At 49.0% G+C, this 15,466-nt stretch carries 16 protein-coding genes and 1 tRNA gene; 7 read left to right on the forward strand and 10 right to left on the reverse strand.

Annotation, left to right across the window (positions count from 1 at the left end; genetic code table 11):
- Nucleotides 1–188: 188 nt before the first annotated feature.
- From Q7V48_11935 to Q7V48_11945, 3 genes are all read right to left on the reverse strand, one after another.
- Nucleotides 189–845: a flavodoxin family protein gene (locus Q7V48_11935; GenBank protein ID MDO9211436.1), complete on the reverse strand. Its 657-nt coding sequence runs from the start codon at nucleotides 843–845 to the stop codon at nucleotides 189–191.
- A gap of 352 nt (nucleotides 846–1,197) precedes the next feature.
- Complete coding sequence (locus Q7V48_11940) at nucleotides 1,198–1,497, reverse strand: hypothetical protein (protein MDO9211437.1); 300 nt, start codon at nucleotides 1,495–1,497, stop codon at nucleotides 1,198–1,200.
- Nucleotides 1,445–1,717, reverse strand: coding sequence for a tetratricopeptide repeat protein (locus Q7V48_11945; GenBank protein ID MDO9211438.1), 273 nt, complete (start codon nucleotides 1,715–1,717; stop codon nucleotides 1,445–1,447). Before Q7V48_11945 ends, Q7V48_11940 begins: the two co-directional genes overlap by 53 nt.
- A gap of 237 nt (nucleotides 1,718–1,954) precedes the next feature.
- On the opposite strand from Q7V48_11945, the gene Q7V48_11950 reads away from it, so the two are divergent.
- The gene (locus Q7V48_11950; GenBank protein ID MDO9211439.1) at nucleotides 1,955–3,118 is read left to right on the forward strand and encodes an acyl-CoA dehydrogenase family protein; all 1,164 of its coding nucleotides are present in this window, start codon (nucleotides 1,955–1,957) and stop codon (nucleotides 3,116–3,118) included.
- 28 nt (nucleotides 3,119–3,146) lie between these two features.
- Entirely contained in the window at nucleotides 3,147–3,863 is a 717-nt protein-coding gene (locus Q7V48_11955; protein MDO9211440.1) for an XRE family transcriptional regulator, read from the forward strand.
- Nucleotides 3,864–3,905: 42 nt separating this feature from the next.
- Here Q7V48_11955 and Q7V48_11960 read toward each other — a convergent pair whose 3' ends face one another.
- From Q7V48_11960 to Q7V48_11985, 6 genes are all read right to left on the reverse strand, one after another.
- Nucleotides 3,906–5,726, reverse strand: coding sequence for a long-chain fatty acid--CoA ligase (locus Q7V48_11960; protein ID MDO9211441.1), 1,821 nt, complete (start codon nucleotides 5,724–5,726; stop codon nucleotides 3,906–3,908).
- Nucleotides 5,727–5,806: 80 nt separating this feature from the next.
- A complete protein-coding gene (locus Q7V48_11965; GenBank protein ID MDO9211442.1) occupies nucleotides 5,807–6,268 on the reverse strand; it encodes a hypothetical protein in 462 nt (153 codons plus the stop codon).
- 84 nt (nucleotides 6,269–6,352) lie between these two features.
- Nucleotides 6,353–7,363 (reverse strand): serine O-acetyltransferase EpsC, encoded by a 1,011-nt coding sequence (gene epsC / locus Q7V48_11970; protein MDO9211443.1) that lies wholly within the window; start codon nucleotides 7,361–7,363, stop codon nucleotides 6,353–6,355.
- An 83-nt stretch (nucleotides 7,364–7,446) separates the two neighbouring features.
- Nucleotides 7,447–8,271: a metal ABC transporter permease gene (locus tag Q7V48_11975; protein MDO9211444.1), complete on the reverse strand. Its 825-nt coding sequence runs from the start codon at nucleotides 8,269–8,271 to the stop codon at nucleotides 7,447–7,449.
- An 8-nt stretch (nucleotides 8,272–8,279) separates the two neighbouring features.
- The gene (locus Q7V48_11980; protein MDO9211445.1) at nucleotides 8,280–9,035 is read right to left on the reverse strand and encodes a metal ABC transporter ATP-binding protein; all 756 of its coding nucleotides are present in this window, start codon (nucleotides 9,033–9,035) and stop codon (nucleotides 8,280–8,282) included.
- On the reverse strand, nucleotides 9,025–9,936 hold the full coding sequence (locus Q7V48_11985) for a zinc ABC transporter substrate-binding protein (protein ID MDO9211446.1): 912 nt from the start codon (nucleotides 9,934–9,936) through the stop codon (nucleotides 9,025–9,027). Before Q7V48_11985 ends, Q7V48_11980 begins: the two co-directional genes overlap by 11 nt.
- 387 nt (nucleotides 9,937–10,323) lie before the next feature.
- On the opposite strand from Q7V48_11985, the gene Q7V48_11990 reads away from it, so the two are divergent.
- From Q7V48_11990 to Q7V48_12005, 4 genes are all read left to right on the forward strand, one after another.
- On the forward strand, nucleotides 10,324–10,899 hold the full coding sequence (locus Q7V48_11990) for a phosphatase PAP2 family protein (GenBank protein ID MDO9211447.1): 576 nt from the start codon (nucleotides 10,324–10,326) through the stop codon (nucleotides 10,897–10,899).
- 260 nt (nucleotides 10,900–11,159) lie between these two features.
- Entirely contained in the window at nucleotides 11,160–12,761 is a 1,602-nt protein-coding gene (locus tag Q7V48_11995) for a thiamine pyrophosphate-binding protein (GenBank protein ID MDO9211448.1), read from the forward strand.
- 173 nt (nucleotides 12,762–12,934) lie between these two features.
- Nucleotides 12,935–13,222: a PxxKW family cysteine-rich protein gene (locus Q7V48_12000; protein ID MDO9211449.1), complete on the forward strand. Its 288-nt coding sequence runs from the start codon at nucleotides 12,935–12,937 to the stop codon at nucleotides 13,220–13,222.
- A 166-nt stretch (nucleotides 13,223–13,388) separates the two neighbouring features.
- A tRNA-Met gene (locus Q7V48_12005) sits at nucleotides 13,389–13,465 on the forward strand.
- Nucleotides 13,466–13,851: 386 nt separating this feature from the next.
- Here Q7V48_12005 and Q7V48_12010 read toward each other — a convergent pair.
- The gene (locus Q7V48_12010; GenBank protein ID MDO9211450.1) at nucleotides 13,852–14,115 is read right to left on the reverse strand and encodes a hypothetical protein; all 264 of its coding nucleotides are present in this window, start codon (nucleotides 14,113–14,115) and stop codon (nucleotides 13,852–13,854) included.
- A gap of 456 nt (nucleotides 14,116–14,571) precedes the next feature.
- Here Q7V48_12010 and Q7V48_12015 point away from each other — a divergent pair, with 456 nt between their 5' ends.
- Nucleotides 14,572–15,312, forward strand: a complete 741-nt coding sequence (locus Q7V48_12015) for a lysophospholipid acyltransferase family protein (GenBank protein MDO9211451.1) — start codon at nucleotides 14,572–14,574, stop codon at nucleotides 15,310–15,312.
- Nucleotides 15,313–15,466 lie beyond the last annotated feature (154 nt).

The following is a 15,466-nucleotide window of genomic DNA, read 5'->3' on the forward strand; positions in this document are numbered from 1 at the left end:
GGGCGATGACTTCCATTAATTGATAAGCAATATCCAATGATTACCACCCCGCTTGATCCCTGGAGGAAATAAAGTGAGTGAAAAGGATAAACTTTTTTCCCGGCCGATTTTGACGGCGCGCATCGCTCCTCCGCTCGGGCCACGTCTGACTTTGTCAAAGAATATTCGAGACGCGACACTAAGGAACGTCAGCGAATATCAGAGGAGATACTCAAGGCTTTTTTCCCGGCCTGGATAATTTTGGCTATCTCAACCCCCCGGCGGACAGCTTCCTTGGCTGAAGATAAGCCAAATCCATCCTCCAGGACCATATGCCGAATTCCTTTGGTGGCCTTTCCTTTCCCGTCAAGGCTGGAGAGAACCAGCCCGCCGCGGCCTGCGGGGATCATGTTGAAAAGGGCAAAGGTACTGTTCAAAATGCTGAGGGTTGTTTCCAGTCCGCCATGGCGGAGGAAGGCCACGATCAAGGACACCCCTACTTTATCCTTCAGCTTTCCCCGGTGAGCGTTGCCATAAACAAACACGCGCAGGCGGTCAATCATGTTGGCCATCAATCCGGACATCCGGCCGATGTGTACGGGTGTGGCCAGAACGACCACATCGGACCTGGTCAAGGCAGGGTAGATGCTATCCATCCCGTCGGAGATCACACAATATTTTTCCGGCGTTTGGTGCCGCAAACACCAATTGCAGTGCTGACATCCGGTAATAGCCAGTCCTGAGAGGTTGAAGATCGCCCTTTGGATTTCAGGATCAGAAGATGTAACATTAAGCGCCTCTGTTAAGAGGGCTTCGGTGTTGCCTTCCTTGACCGGACTTCCAGCCACTGCCAGGATTTGAATCATAATCAAATTCCCCTGCCTGAGTTTTTTCAGACCCTATCATGGATTCAAAGTGGAATCAAGTTTGATGGCTTCGTAAAAAGTCCATCTGTCCGCCTAAGGCGGGTTGCGCTGCATCCTTCGTCATTGCGGCGTACCTCTAAGTACGCCTCACTCCTCAGGATTTGCGCGTCTTGTCCGCCTAAGGCGGAGAGCTTTTTACTTTGCCATCCAAATTTTGACTTTTTACGAGTTCATCAAGTTTCTGTTGGCAAAAAAATAGGGTGGAGTTTTTCCTCTCCACCCTATAAGAATTTTAGATAACTAAGAATCAGTCTTGGTTACGGATCCCCTTGGTTTGTTCCTTTCATGATCTCTATATAGGCCGATCGATCTTCAATTTCCTCGTATCTTTGACCTTGCCGGTAGCCTTGTCTAAGATGGAAAAGACTCCATCCTTAATTTCAATCTTATCGCCAACCTCTATGCCCTTAACATCTTCCAGCTTGACTATAATTTTTTCTCCCTTATCGACTTTTAAAATTACGGTTTGGCCTTCAACCTTGGCCACCGTGCCTTTAGCTTCTATTTTTTCCGCTCCCCCATAACTGAAGTTTACGAAGCTAAGAATAAAACCAATGGTTACGACGAGGGCCATGATTGTTTTTCTTTTCATAAGCATTTCCCCGGTTGTTGTAAGCGTTGGCAAGGTTGGGATCAAAGGTAATTGCCGTGGTGAATGCTTTTATGGCCTGATCGTATTCATGGTTGGATAAATACTCCAGCCCCTCTTTAACCCAGCTTTTGGCCTTGATTGTTTTTATTGAATCGGCTGCAGCCCCCCAAGATGGGAAAAGAAAAAGAGTCAGAATTAGCAACGCAATAAGTTTTTTCATCTGCTCCCCCCTTCTTTCATTCCCAGAGCCTTCAGAAACTTAAATAAAAACAAAGCAATAACATGGATAGACCCTTTAAGAAAGTTTATAAGACTCAGGAAAGAATGTCAAGGAAGGAGAGAGAGAGAACCAGAATACGAAATTCTTGACTTCCCATCCGGAAAAAAATATATTGAGTCATTCTTCCTGCATTCCACCTTGGCAAAAAGATTTAACCGGCGAGGTGCAAACATGGCCCTGAACTTTGATCTTACCGAAGAGCAGAATTTAACCCGGCAGGCCGTTCGGGATTTTGCCGAAAAAGAAATTGCTCTCCTTGCTGATGAATTGGATGAAAAAGAGGAATTCTCCGTTGCCATCACCAAAAAGATGGGCGAGCTGGGTCTCTTGGGCTGCTTTGTGCCGGAGAAGTACGGCGGCTCCAATATGGGGTATATTGCTTACATCATTGCCGTTGAGGAACTGGCCAGGGTAGACGGTTCCCAGGCCGCCACCATTGCTGCGGGGAATTCCCTTGGAATCGGGCCCGTTTATTATTTTGGGAACGAAAAGCAGAAAAAAGAGTGGCTTCCCAAACTTTGTGCGGGAAAGATGCTGGCTGCTTTCGGACTCACGGAACCGAATGCCGGATCGGACGCAGGGGGTTCGCAGACCCGGGCTGAACTCCACGGAGACCAATGGGTGATCAACGGCTCCAAGATTTTCATCACCAACTCGGCTAACTCGCTGACGGGTGTGGTCATCGTCCAGGCTATTACGGGGATGAAAGAGGATGGAAAACGGGAACTGAGTTGTTTGCTCGTGCCGAAAGATGCGCCGGGGTTCACGGCCCGGGAGATGAGAAAAAAAATGATGTGGCGGGCCTCCAATACCGGAGAACTTTTTTTCGAAGATTGCGTCGTCCCTCGGGAGAACCTCTTAGGCCAAAAAGGAGACGGTTTTCACCAAATGCTCTCCACCCTGGACGGAGGACGGTTGTCCATCGGAGCCATGGGGCTGGGCGGGGCACAAGGGGCTTTTGAGATGGCCCTGCATTATGCCAATACCCGGGTACAATTTGGCCGCTCCATCGGTTCCTTCCAAGTCAATGCTTTCAAACTGGCGGACATGGCCCTGGAAATTGAACTGGCCAGGAACCTTCTCTACAAAACTTGTTGGCTGCGCGAGAAAAATCGTCCCTTTTCCAAAGAGGCGGCCATGGCCAAGTTATACTGCTCGGAAGTCATGTACCGATGCGTGAATCATGCCGTTCAGCTCCACGGGGGTTACGGGTTGATGAAAGAATATAAGATCGAACGTTTTTACCGCGATCAAAAGCTTTTGGAGATTGGAGAAGGAACTTCGGAGATTCAGAGAATCGTCATTGCCAGGAATATCGGGGTGGCCGGTCGGGCGCTTTAGCCCGCGGGTACCTGGCGGGGAGAAAATTATGGAAAAAACAGGAAGAAAGAAGCTTGCGCAAAAACTGACCCAGAAGAAAGGGACGAAACGGCGGCAGGAGGAGATCTATGACCTGCTCACGGATCCATCCCACTTCAGGCAGGCTGGAGCTTCGGAAATTGCTACCGGAGTGAACGCGCAGAAGAAGGAAAACCTGGGAGACCGAATCCGGAAGGTTCGGGAAATGCGCGGCCTGACCCTCAAAGACATGAGCAGCCGGACCGGGATCAGTGTGGAAACCCTCAAGCGGGTGGAGTCCAATGAGACGATTCCTCCCTTGGGGGAACTGATTAAACTGGGAAAAGCCGTGGAGATGAAGATGGGTTATTTCATCTCCCCGGGAGTGGAAAAGCCCATGGCCGTGGTTCGCTCAGATAGCCGGCCGGCCATCTCCCGTTTTGGCAAGGTGCGCAGCGAACAATATGGTTACTTTTACGAATCCCTGGCTCCGGAGAAGGCCAACCGCTTCATGGAACCTTTCCTCATCACCATGGTGCCCAGCGAAGTGAAGGAACTTTCCAGCCATGACGGCCAGGAATTCATTTTTGTTTTGGAAGGAGAAATGAGGGCTCAGGTAGGGGAGCAGGTGGAAATTCTGCGGGCCGGGGACGCGGTGTACTACGATTCCAATTGCCCTCACCTGGTAAAGTGCGCCGGAAACAAACCCACCAAAATTCTGGCCGTGCTCTATGCCGGATTAAAATAGTGTGAGTGTGAGTAAAAAAACCCGACACTGACACTGACACTTTTAGTCTTTATACATCGCCTCGATCAGGTCTTTGAAGGCCTCGTTGATGTACTTGCGCTTGACCTTCATGGTCGGCGTCACTTCCCCGTCTTCCTCGTAAAGTTTTTTGGGGAGAATCGTAAATTTCTTGACCGTCTCGACGTTGGCCAGAGTTTTGTTCACCGTGTCTACTTCTTTCTGAATCAACTTTTGGACTTCGGGGTGCTGGGTCAGGGTGGCGTAGGTGGTGTACTGAATTTTATTATCCTGGGCGAATTTGACCACATTGTCCTCGTCGATGACGATGATGGCCACAAGATATTTCCGCCGGTCGCCGATGACCACCGCGTCATTGATATAAGGGCAGAACTTGAGCTGGTTTTCGATATTTTGCGGGGCGATATTTTTTCCGCCGGCCGTGATGATCAAGTCCTTCTTGCGGTCGGTAATTCGCAGGAAACCCTCCGAGTCGAATTCCCCCACATCTCCGGAATGCAACCAGCCATTCTTCAGGGTTGCCGCCGTGGCTTGGGGGTCTTTGAAATACCCTCGGAAGACGTTTCCGCCGCGGAAACAAATCTCTCCATCCTCGGCGACCTTTACTTCCACTCCCGGGAGGGGTTGGCCCACTGTTCCAATTTTTACCCGATCCCCCTGATTGGCGCAGGTAACGCCGGTCCCTTCGGTCTGGCCGTAGCCTTCGCGTAGGGGGATGCCAATCCCCTGGAAAAAGCGGAGTACATCGGGGGAGATGGGAGCGGCCCCGGAGAAGGCCAAACGCACCCGGTCGAAGCCCAGGCGTTCCTTCAATTTCCGAAAGGTCGAGAAGTAAGCCAGGGCATAGACCAGGCGCAGCCAGGGGGAGATGTGTCGGTGGTTGGTCTTGAGTAAGGCGTATTTTTTCCCGACCCCCAGGCTAATATGGAAGATGAGACGTTTGAGCCAGGTTGCATCCGCCATCTGGATCATGATCCCGGAATAATACTTCTCCCAGATCCGGGGGACGCCGTAGGCCACGGTCGGGGAAACCTCCCTCATGTTTTCGATAACCGTGTCCGTATTCTCGATGAAATTGACGATCGCTCCGTATTTAATGTTCATGAAGATGGTAAAGAGCTGTTCGAAAATATGACAGAGGGGCAGGAAAGAAAGGAACTCATCTTGCTCCTCGACCGGGTTGCCCTCGTACATGGCCTGAGCCATCCAGGTAATATTTCCATGGGTGAGCATGGCTCCCTTGGGCGGGCCGGTGGTCCCCGAGGTGTAGATCAAACGGGCTAAATCATCCGACTTCACCTGGGACCAATGTCTGGCAAAAAGGGTGGGGTCCTGTTTTTCCTGGGCCTGTCCCAGGGCCAAAAAGTCTTCGAAACTCATCACCATGGGGTCCTTGAAGTGCTTCAACCCTTTGAGATCCCAGACGATGATCTTCTCGAGCCGGGGAACTTTATCCCGGAAGCGCAGGGCCTTGTCCAACTGCTCTTCATTTTCGACAAAGTAGAAGCGGGATTCCGAATGGTCCACAACATACTGACATTGTTCCCAGCTATTCGTGGCGTACACTCCGACGGTCGTGCCCCCCGCATGCATCGTTCCCAGGTCGACGTAAACCCATTCCGGACAGTTTTCGCCGATGACCGAGACACACTCTCCATCTTGAATTCCCAGAGAAACCAGGGCCAGGCAAACTTCTTTTACCTTTTGGTGGTATTGGTTCCAGGTCACATCATGCCAGATGCCCAGTTTCTTGTAACGAAGGGCCACCTGGTTTCCCGACAACTGGATACGGGACTGAAACATCTCGGGGACAGTTTTACCTTCGGCAATTCTTCCTACTTCCATAGACAAACCCCTTTCCTCACTTTACTTTCAGCTCTTGGCCGAGGATCCAGCAGGAATACTCCTAGCCTTTTTGTCTTCCGCTACTTAAGGGGCCCTTTAAATTTCCTTTCCCGGGGACTGAATTGGATGGTGAAATTTTCAAAGACAATTTCGATAAATCCTTGGTCGTTCAAAAAAAGTTTCTTTCCTTTGGGTAAGCGGAAATGTTTCGTCACCCACTGCCCGGGGGAGATGGGGTAACCCGCGGTTTCGATGTCCTTGTAAATCTTGGGTTCCTGGTAGGCCCGGATGGCTTTGACCTTTAAGACCTCAGAGCTGGCTCTTTCGTTCTTGATTTTTACCTTGAGGGAAGATATCTGAATCGAATTTTTTCTTAATTTGCCAGGCCCTGATACCTGAATTTCCAATTTGAGGGTATAAGGGCCTTCGCGGATTATTTTCGTCTCGGCAATAGAGAAGGCTTGAAGATCGGAGGAAAAGCTGATCTGCAAAAGGAAAAGGAGCCCTAAGGCAAAAAAGGCATTTTTTAGGAGTCGAACCATGATTTCTCCCTTGATAAGACATCGGTCTTCATCGGTGGTCAACCTCCCGGGTATGAATGGATTATGGAAAATTATCGGCAAATGTCAAGCAGGATTTTTCTTATTTTCCAGATCCGGGCCAAGGGAAGCGAGCAGATTCTTGCATCCTTTAAGGTGAAGATGAGGCTGCTCGATGGTAAGCACAGTATCCGGGGGAACGCTTTGGGTAATCCAAACATTTCCTCCAATGACCGACCTGGCGCCGATGACCGTGGGGCCGAGGATTGTAGCATTGGAATAAATGGTAACGTCGTCCTCTATGGTTGGATGGCGTTTGACCCCGCGGATCAGGTTTCCTTGAAAATCCGTAGGAAAACTGAGTGCCCCCAAAGTTACTCCTTGATAAATCTTTACCCGGTCTCCGATTTCGGTGGTTTCTCCAATCACCACTCCGGTCCCATGATCGATGAAAAAATATTTTCCGATTTTTGCTCCCGGGTGGATGTCGATGCCTGCGGCCCCATGGGCGTATTCGGTCATAATGCGCGGAAGCAAAGGGACCTCCTGAATGTGAAGCTCATGGGCCATGCGGTAAACCATAACGGCCAGGATGCAGGGATAGCTGAAGATGATCTCGTCCAAGCTTTTAGCGGCTGGATCTCCGTCGTAAGCAGCCTGCACGTCTCCAGCCAGAGTTTTCCGCAGGGCAGGTATTTTCTTCAAGAAGTCCAGGGCTTCCTTTTGGCCACGTTCTAAGCAATGCGTGCAAGGATTATCGAGGCGTCGGCATTCATGGCGGATCGACCGGGCGATCTGAGTGGCCAATTTTTCGAAAAGGCGGTTGACCACGTTGCCGATATGGTAAGACAGAGAAAAGGCGTGAATTTCCTGTTGGCGGAAATAACCGGGGAAAAGAATATCCTTGAGTTCTTCAAGAATCTCGATCACGGATTCTTTCGAGGGAATCATGATAGTGTCGTAATGGGCAATGGCGCGTTCTTTGGTGCAGCTCTCCACGATTTCACCGATCACCTGGGGGAGCTGGCTGCGGTATTTCTGCGTGAATTCAATGTCTACCTGGCATTGATCACCCATTAGGGGAACCTTTTCTTCCATGATTAAACGCTTCTCCTTTTCCTTCTTTCCTCGAGTCTGCAGGACGGTTTAAGCTTCTCTTCCTTGACCTTTGAACCCTTCCTTTAACTCAGCTCTTCACCGGTAGTTTTTCGATAGGGGCGCATTTGAAAAAGGATGAGGAAGAGTAATCCCGATACCGCAACGATCGTTCCGGAGGCTGGCCAGTCAAGATAGAAGGCCATAATCAGTCCAGCAAGGGCTGAAATCCCGGCCAGTGACGCTGAAACCACCAGGGCTTCTTTGAAGCTTCTGGCCACCTGGAGAGCTGCGGCTGCCGGAATGACCAGGAGGGCGGAAACCAATAAAATCCCCACCACTTTCATTCCCAAGACCACGGTCACCGCTGTCAGCATAGCCATTAATGAATCCAGGCGGCGGACCCGCACCCCCGAGACTTTGGCCGATTCGGAATCAAAAGTGATATAAACAAATTCTTGATAAAAAAGGGCTATGGTAAATAATACAACCAGAGCCAGGATAAGGGCAACCCACACCTCTTCCGGGTCAATGGCCAGGACGCTCCCGAAGAGGTAACCGAAAAGATCCACGTTGAAACTGCCAGCCAGGCTGACCAGGATGATTCCCAGAGCCATTCCCAGACTGCTGATGATCCCAATGGCCGTATCCCCATGAAGCCCGGCCCGTTCTTTCAATTTCAGAATTCCCAGGGCCGAAACGACCGCAACTCCCAGGGCTACTAAAATCGGAGAAAGGTATAAAAAAAGGCCCAGGGCTACACCTCCGAAAGTAACGTGGGCCAGGCCGTGTCCAATCATTGCATCCCGCCTGAGGACCAGGAATACTCCGAGGATGGCGCAGGTGAGAGAAATCAAAAACCCGGCCAGCAAGGCCCTTTGCATGAAAGCGTATGCCAAAAAGTTTTCCATCTATACCCTCAATGGTGATGGCAGATAAGATGATGTTCGCCGTGCAGAAGTTCTTGGACCATCTGGGAGCTGCAAAATTCTTCGTGGGTCCCATGGAAAAACAGGCGCTGGTTAAGGCAAGCGACCTTGTTCGCGTGCTTGGTGATGATTCCAAAATCATGGGTGATGAGGACAATTGTCAAGCCTTCCTTACGGTTAAGTTCGGCGAGCATGTCGTAAAAACGGGTCTGAGTATCTGCGTCCACCCCGGCTGTAGGCTCGTCCAGGAAAAGAACGTCTGGGCCATTGACAATGGCCCGGGCAATGAATACTCGTTGCTGCTGCCCCCCGGAAAGTTCCCCAATTCGCCGGCTTTTCAGCCCTTTTAAGCCCACTCGATCTAACGCTTGATCGATGGATAACTCATCCTGCCGGGTTAGCAGGCGAGGAAATCGCTTGAGGGAGATAAGCCCCATGGCCACCACCTCCCGAACGGAAGCAGGAAAGAAAGAATCCAGGTGAGTGGCTTTCTGGGGAACATACCCGATCCTCTGCCATTGAGTGAATTGTTCGGCCTTTTCCCCCATCAAAAAGACCCGCCCCTCTGTTGGTTTCACGAGCCCGAGAATAATGCGAATGAGGGTAGTCTTCCCTGACCCGTTGGGGCCTATCAAAGCCAAAAAATCGCCAGCAGAAATGGCAAAAGAGACCTCTTTTAACACTTGCAGGCCCTGCCAATCGAGCGAGACATTCTCTACGTGAATTAAGGGGTTGTTACTGGTCACAACCCAGCCCCCGCCGTAAATTATTTAGGTTTATTTCCATCAATTCCAGAAAAGTCGTTTTATTTTTCATCTGCTCTTTGGTTACATTGTGTCCCGTATGGAGGAGCAACGTGCCAAGGCCTGCTTCCTTGGCCAGCACTTGGGCCAACTTGGGGTTCACCAGGCTTTCAAAAAAGATAAACTTGACTTTATGGTTTTTTGCTGCCTGGACGACTTCGGCCAATTTTTTAGGAGTAGGTTCAGCATTGGGACTGATCCCATAGAGGGCGATTTGTTGCAAGCCGTACCTTTGGGTTAAGTAACCAAAGGCCGAATGACCTCCCAGGATCATCTGGCGCTGGCGACATTGCGATAAAGAAGACCCGTATTTCCGGTCCAGAGCATCCAATTTTGATTTATAAGCTATAGCATTCGTCCTGTAATGGGCGGCATTGGCTGGATCTTTTTCAGATAAGGCTGAGGCGATCATTTCGACAATGTTCATGTCCAGGGAGAAGTCCAGCCAGATATGGGGGTCATTTTTTCCCCCCTGTCCGCGGCCGGAGGGCATTTGTGCTCCATGGGTATGATCCTTAGTCTCCAGCAAGGCTATCCCTCGACTGGCTTCCAATACTTGCAAGCGGCTACTTTTGGTGGCCTTCAGTAGGTCTTCTACCCAGGGCTCCATGGCTCGGCCAGTATAAATAAAAATGTCAGCCTGGTTGATTTTGGTTACCTCACTGGGTTTGGGTTCCCAGTTATGCGGTTCTGCTCCCGGGGGGAGAAGCAAATCCACCTGCACCTTTTCCTCTCCTACGGATCTGGCGAACTCCTGCCAAGGGAAGAGGGTAGTGACAATTTTTAATTTCGGCTGGGAATGGCCGGAAGAAGGAGCAACCAGCAGGAATAATAAAAATCCCATGCAGAAGAAGGAAATCGTTCTTGGGAATGAAAGTCTGAAGGGTTCATTTTTCATTAGAAGTTAGTCTTTCCGTATCATGGTTCATGCCGATTCCAAAAAACGCAGATAAATTTCCCGTCTATAAAGGGGGGGAAGATCTGTTGTTTCTGCGGAAATCGGCGAAAATCTGCGTCCGATTTTATTAATAATATCCTACTGATTCTATCGATTTCATCGGAGAGTTGCAAGAAGTTTTTGGCATGCCATTCCGTTTCAAGAATCAAAAAAGATAGACAGCAAAGGGAAAATTCTATAAAATGTTTCTGGGGTTTTTTTGAGCCTTGACAATTTTCCGCATTTTCTCCAATAGATTTACCCTTATTCATCTAAGGTTAGCCTGGGATTTTTATGATTTCAGTATTGAGTTCATGGGATATTACTCTTTTTCGCCTCATTAACGGGCAGGGGCATAATTATTTCCTGGATTGGTTCATGCCTTTCATGACCAACTTGAATAATTTTACTTTCGTACTCGTGGCCATGGGGTTCTGGATTCTCTGGAGGGAGAGGAAAGCCGGGGTTATTTTTTTGGTTTTTATCGGGCTTACCTTGGCGATCACTGACCCATTTTCCAGCCGCTTGCTTAAAGATTGGTTGGGACGGGTACGCCCCTGTCATGTACTCGAAGAGGTCCGTCTGCTCACGGATTGTAACACCTCCTATTCTTTCCCTTCTTCCCATGCTGTGAACATTTTTGCCGCGGCCTTTTTTCTCTCCCAACCCTTGAAAAAATTATCTCCCCTGTTCTTTGGTATTGCCGGGATTGTAGGGTACTCGCGGATCTATATTGGTATCCATTATCCTTTGGACGTTATCGGGGGGGCGGCCATCGGTCTGCTTATTGCCTGGCCGATGCGGTGGCTGAAAGATCAAGTCGTGGCGCGGTGGATAAAATCCCCCGCTTGGAGGGTTGACAAAAAATAGAAAAATGATTGGACGCAGATTCACCCTGTTAGATGTTTAATATCTAACAGGGTAAACGCAGATTTTCAGGATTTTATACTCAGCAAACTACAGTTAAAAGAAAAGGGAAACATTAAAAAAATTCGAACGGCGTGAGAGCGCAAAGTGCATTTACGCCTGACGCCTGGCGACTTACGGTTTAATATTTTTATCTGCGTTTATCTGCGCCAATCTGCGTCCTAATGAATTATCCTCATGAATTAAATGAAAGGCGATAAAAGATGAGAAACAATGCAGAAATCGTTGTAGAAGCACTGGAGCGAATCGGAACCCGATATGTTTTCGGATATCCCGGAGGGCAGAACGCTCGGTTTATCGAAGCCATCCACGGTAGTAAAACCGAATTTGTGCTGGTGACCCATGAAGCCTGCGCGGGTTTCATGGCCGATGTCTATGGGCGCCTTACAGGAAAGCCCGGGGCCTGTCTTTCTACCTTGGGCCCGGGGGCGACCAACATGACCACGGGCGTGGGGAACGCTTTCTTGGACCGGGTCCCGCTTCTGGCCTTTACGGCTCAGATGGGAAAATTTTGGCAAGGGCGGACGGTGCAGATGCATATCGATCATCAGAAACTTTACGCACCGATTACCAAATGGAGCGTGGCGCTGGAAACCGGCAAGGTTTTTTCCACGATGAAGAAGGCTGCGGAAATATCCCTGGCTGAGCAGCCCGGTCCCGTTCATCTGGATTTTCCCGAAGACATGGCTGATGAGCTTTCGGCTGAGAAACCCGGAGATTTTTCTCCCTCCCCTCGTCCTCTCCCTCCTTTCGACCAAGAGGCGTTAAAAAAAGCCGAAGCATTGATCCGCCAAGCCCAATATCCGATTGTGGCTGTGGGATTGACCATGAATCGGGCCGGGGCAACAAAAGAACTCAGGGAGTTTGTCGCCAAACATCGCCTCCCCGTCGTCACCACCTTGATGGCCAAGGGGCAGATAGCGGAAGAAGGATCCCAGTTTGTGGGGGTTGTAGGCCGGGCGCGCAGGGACATCGTCGCCGAATACTACAAGCCTGCCGACCTGGTCATTGCCATCGGCTATGACCCGGTTGAGTTCAATTACGAAGATTGGGTGCGCAAAGACCTTCCGCTTGTTCACATCGACACAGTTCCTGCGGACATCGCCAGCGGGTATTCAGTCCCCGGTCAGGTTATTGGGGATATCCGGGAAATCCTCAAGAGCCTATCGGGATTGGACAAAGTGCAGCACCGCTGGGACTTAGAAGCGCTGCGGGCTCATCGGCAGAAGCTTTACCGGGCCTTGACTCCGCCGCAGGCGAATTTTTCACCCCACCACGCCCTTCTGGCCATGCGGGAAATCCTTCCAGCGGACGGCATTCTGGTGGCCGACGTGGGAGCGCATACCCACATTATCGGCCAGCTTTGGGATACGAAAGGGCCAGGGAATTTCCTCGTTTCCAATGGCTGGTCTTCCATGGGTTTCGGCATCCCAGCAGCCATCGCTGCCAAACTGGTACTGCCGGAGCGGCCTGTAGTGGCCTGCGTTGGCGATGGCGGATTTCTGATGATGGTAGGGGAGATTAACACGGCCGTGCGCTTGAAGCTTCCAGTTGTTTTTGTGGTCTTGCGCGATTCCTTTCTGAGCCTGATCAAAGTGAAACAGAGTCGAAAGGAATATCACCGGTATGGCGTAGAGATCTTTGGCCCTGAATATGCTTCGAGCGATAACTTCTTCGGGGCGAAGGTGGTAGTGACCCGGGCGGAAGAAGAGTTCCGCGATGCTTTGCAACGAGGGCTGGAGGGGAATGAGCCCTTGGTCATCGAGGCGGTGGTAGACCCGACGGAATACGACGTCATTATTTAAACCTCCGGGCATGGAGTAGCAAATTGGAAAAAAAATAAAAAAATATTGACAAAAGCTTAAAAAAATCATATATTAAATTATAACTTAAAGCTCTCCTAAATAAACTTTTCCGGGGGGCAAAAACAAATGATCAGGTCTTTGACCTGATCATTTGTTTTTATAGGAGGTCGGAGATGGTTTGTGAAGTGATCAAAGTTGGGAGGGAGTGCGCCTTCATGAGCAAGAAGGGATGCTCCTTCAATGGAGGGAAATGCTATCCGATTGTTGACCGCTGCCAGGGTTGTGAGCGAATGGCAGGGTTCCCTGCAGGCGAATACTGTATTGCTTGCCCGGACCCGGCAGCAAAATGGTCTGGTCGCGACTGCAATTTAGCTACGCATATCGTAAAAGAAAAGGCTCCTGAGGTTACTAAGCCAGTTAATCCCCTCAAGGCTTCCAAGAGAAAAGCTGCCGGAAGATAATCTTTCTGCGGAATTGCCTTTTTTTAATACCTCTAAAAATGATTAGAACTGCACAGTTAAAGGCCGAGTGTATTCCTCCCAGATGATTATGGTTTGCGGAGGGATCCCTGGCCTGGAAAAGGTTCTTGACACAGGCCTTAGATTCATTTAGAATTGAATAAAATGACGCGGGGTGGAGCAGTCTGGTAGCTCGTCGGGCTCATAACCCGAAGGTCCTTGGTTCAAATCCAAGCCCCGCTACCAAAGTTAAATCAAGGGGTTAGATGACAAATCTGACCCCTTTTTTTAATAGCCAAAATCTGATTCCCACCTCTATTCCCACCAGTCCTTTTGTTAATCTATGGCATTAAATGAAGCTTCCCACCCTCCTCCATCCTCCCTCCGTCTCCCCATCCATCTTCACTCCCACATCTTGACCACTCTCTTAGCCGGTATCTTGATCTCCGCCCCCGATTGATGAATTGTGGTCAGTACGCGAGGTAGGATTCGATGGAAGGAATTTTTTAGTACCAGAAAGGAATAAAGGGGGGATTCTTGCTTTGGGGGGTGGGCAGTAGCTTCGGTGTTGCAAGGACTGTTGATGCCGTCTTGTGGGAAAACTCGGATTTTTTTCATGAGCCCAAACAGCGCTATGAAGAGTTATTGGAAGTGGGAGATTCGTTGCTTCCTCTTATGGCGGATTCGGAGATCAATAGCTGGCGTTTTCTTGTCATGCCCCGGATGGTTTCATTTATGGCTTTTGCTCGCCTATCCAGGTCATCAAATTTTGCGTCCTTCCCCCTAATTTCTGAATCTCCCCGGCAGGGCTGGAGGCGGAGGACAGCTCGATCCTTTTGTATCTCGGCCAGTTCCTTTTGCAGATCCCGTATTTGATTTTCGAGTTGCTTGATCATTTTTCCTTAGGTTTGGCCACCTTGACCTTAGGCCGAAGGTAGGGGTCTGGAAACATTTCTGCTTGGGTGTGTATGGTAACGACTCCAGAATAATTTTGGTTTTTTGATCCGCTGTCATAGCGTTTGTTTTTGTGGATTGTTTTTCGGGAAAATATACAATACACGCCGAAATTATTATATAAGTTTCTTGATTTTTTTGCAAATTTCAACTATAAGTAGGGTAGCCTGTGGCATACAAAGTAAAGAAACCAAAATAATTAAAAACAACAAAAATTTAGTTTAAAAAATGATAAGGAATGCGGGTATTATCTGTTTTGGGGGTTATTCATGATTTAAAATGACCATCTTGGTCATTTTAAAAAGAGGTTATCGTTTTTTTCCTTAACGTTGACCGCGATGAAGACAACAAATCTAGATTTAACCTACATTATAATCCAGCCTGGGGTGTCTGAAAAAATGGAAAGGTCGGGTTTTGTGACCGAAAGCCGGATTCAAAGCGGACTGTATTATTTTTTTCAAAAGATTGTTTTGACTTTTGCTTATTTTATTCTTCACATTTTTGCAGATTTAAAAATAGACGGCAGGGAAAACGTCAAGAATATAAGAGGGGGGCCGCTTATAATTATCGCCAACCATAAGAGTTTTCTGGATCCTTTAATAATCGGGCTTTGTTTTCCGTTTTTTTCGAAAATATATCCTTTACGGTTCATTGCCAAAGACACATTTTTCAAGAATCCTATTGGCTGGATTTTTTACAAATCTGTGGGGGCCTTTCCTGCCTGCAAAGGTCAAGGGCTGGCGGCATCCCTAAAGATACCTTCACAAATCTTGAGAGAAGGGGGGGTGGTCATGTTTTTCCCCGAAGGAATACGTATAAGAGAAGATTGTTTAGGCCAACCAAAGATTGGAGCGGCAAAATTGGCCTCGCATTTTCCAGAGGTCCCGATTATTCCTATTGCAATTTCCAATACTCATAAGGTTGGCCATTTTGGGTTGCTTTATAAGAGGTCGAGACTACGGGTCAAGATCGGCGAGCCGTTCGATTATAAAGACAAGGCTTTTCAGCTTCCAGCGGAAACCGGCATCAAAATTTTGATGGGGGAGATTGAAAAAAGTTACAAGGAAACACCGACATGTCGTTTTCAGCATCCCGAAAATCCTGCACCGATACCTTCCACACTTCCAAAAATTTTTTAAAGGGTGTTTATTACAAACCGTAATTGATGATTGGTAACTTCCAATCCCCAAAATCGTCTATAATGAAGCTCTAATATAGAGAGAATGAATGTGGAGACTAAATACCTAAGAATGATCCAAGGGATGAAGAGAAGGGGGCGAAAGGATTGGACAG

The organism is Deltaproteobacteria bacterium (assembly GCA_030654105.1).
In the GTDB taxonomy this organism is placed as follows: Bacteria; Desulfobacterota; SM23-61; order SM23-61; family SM23-61; genus JAHJQK01.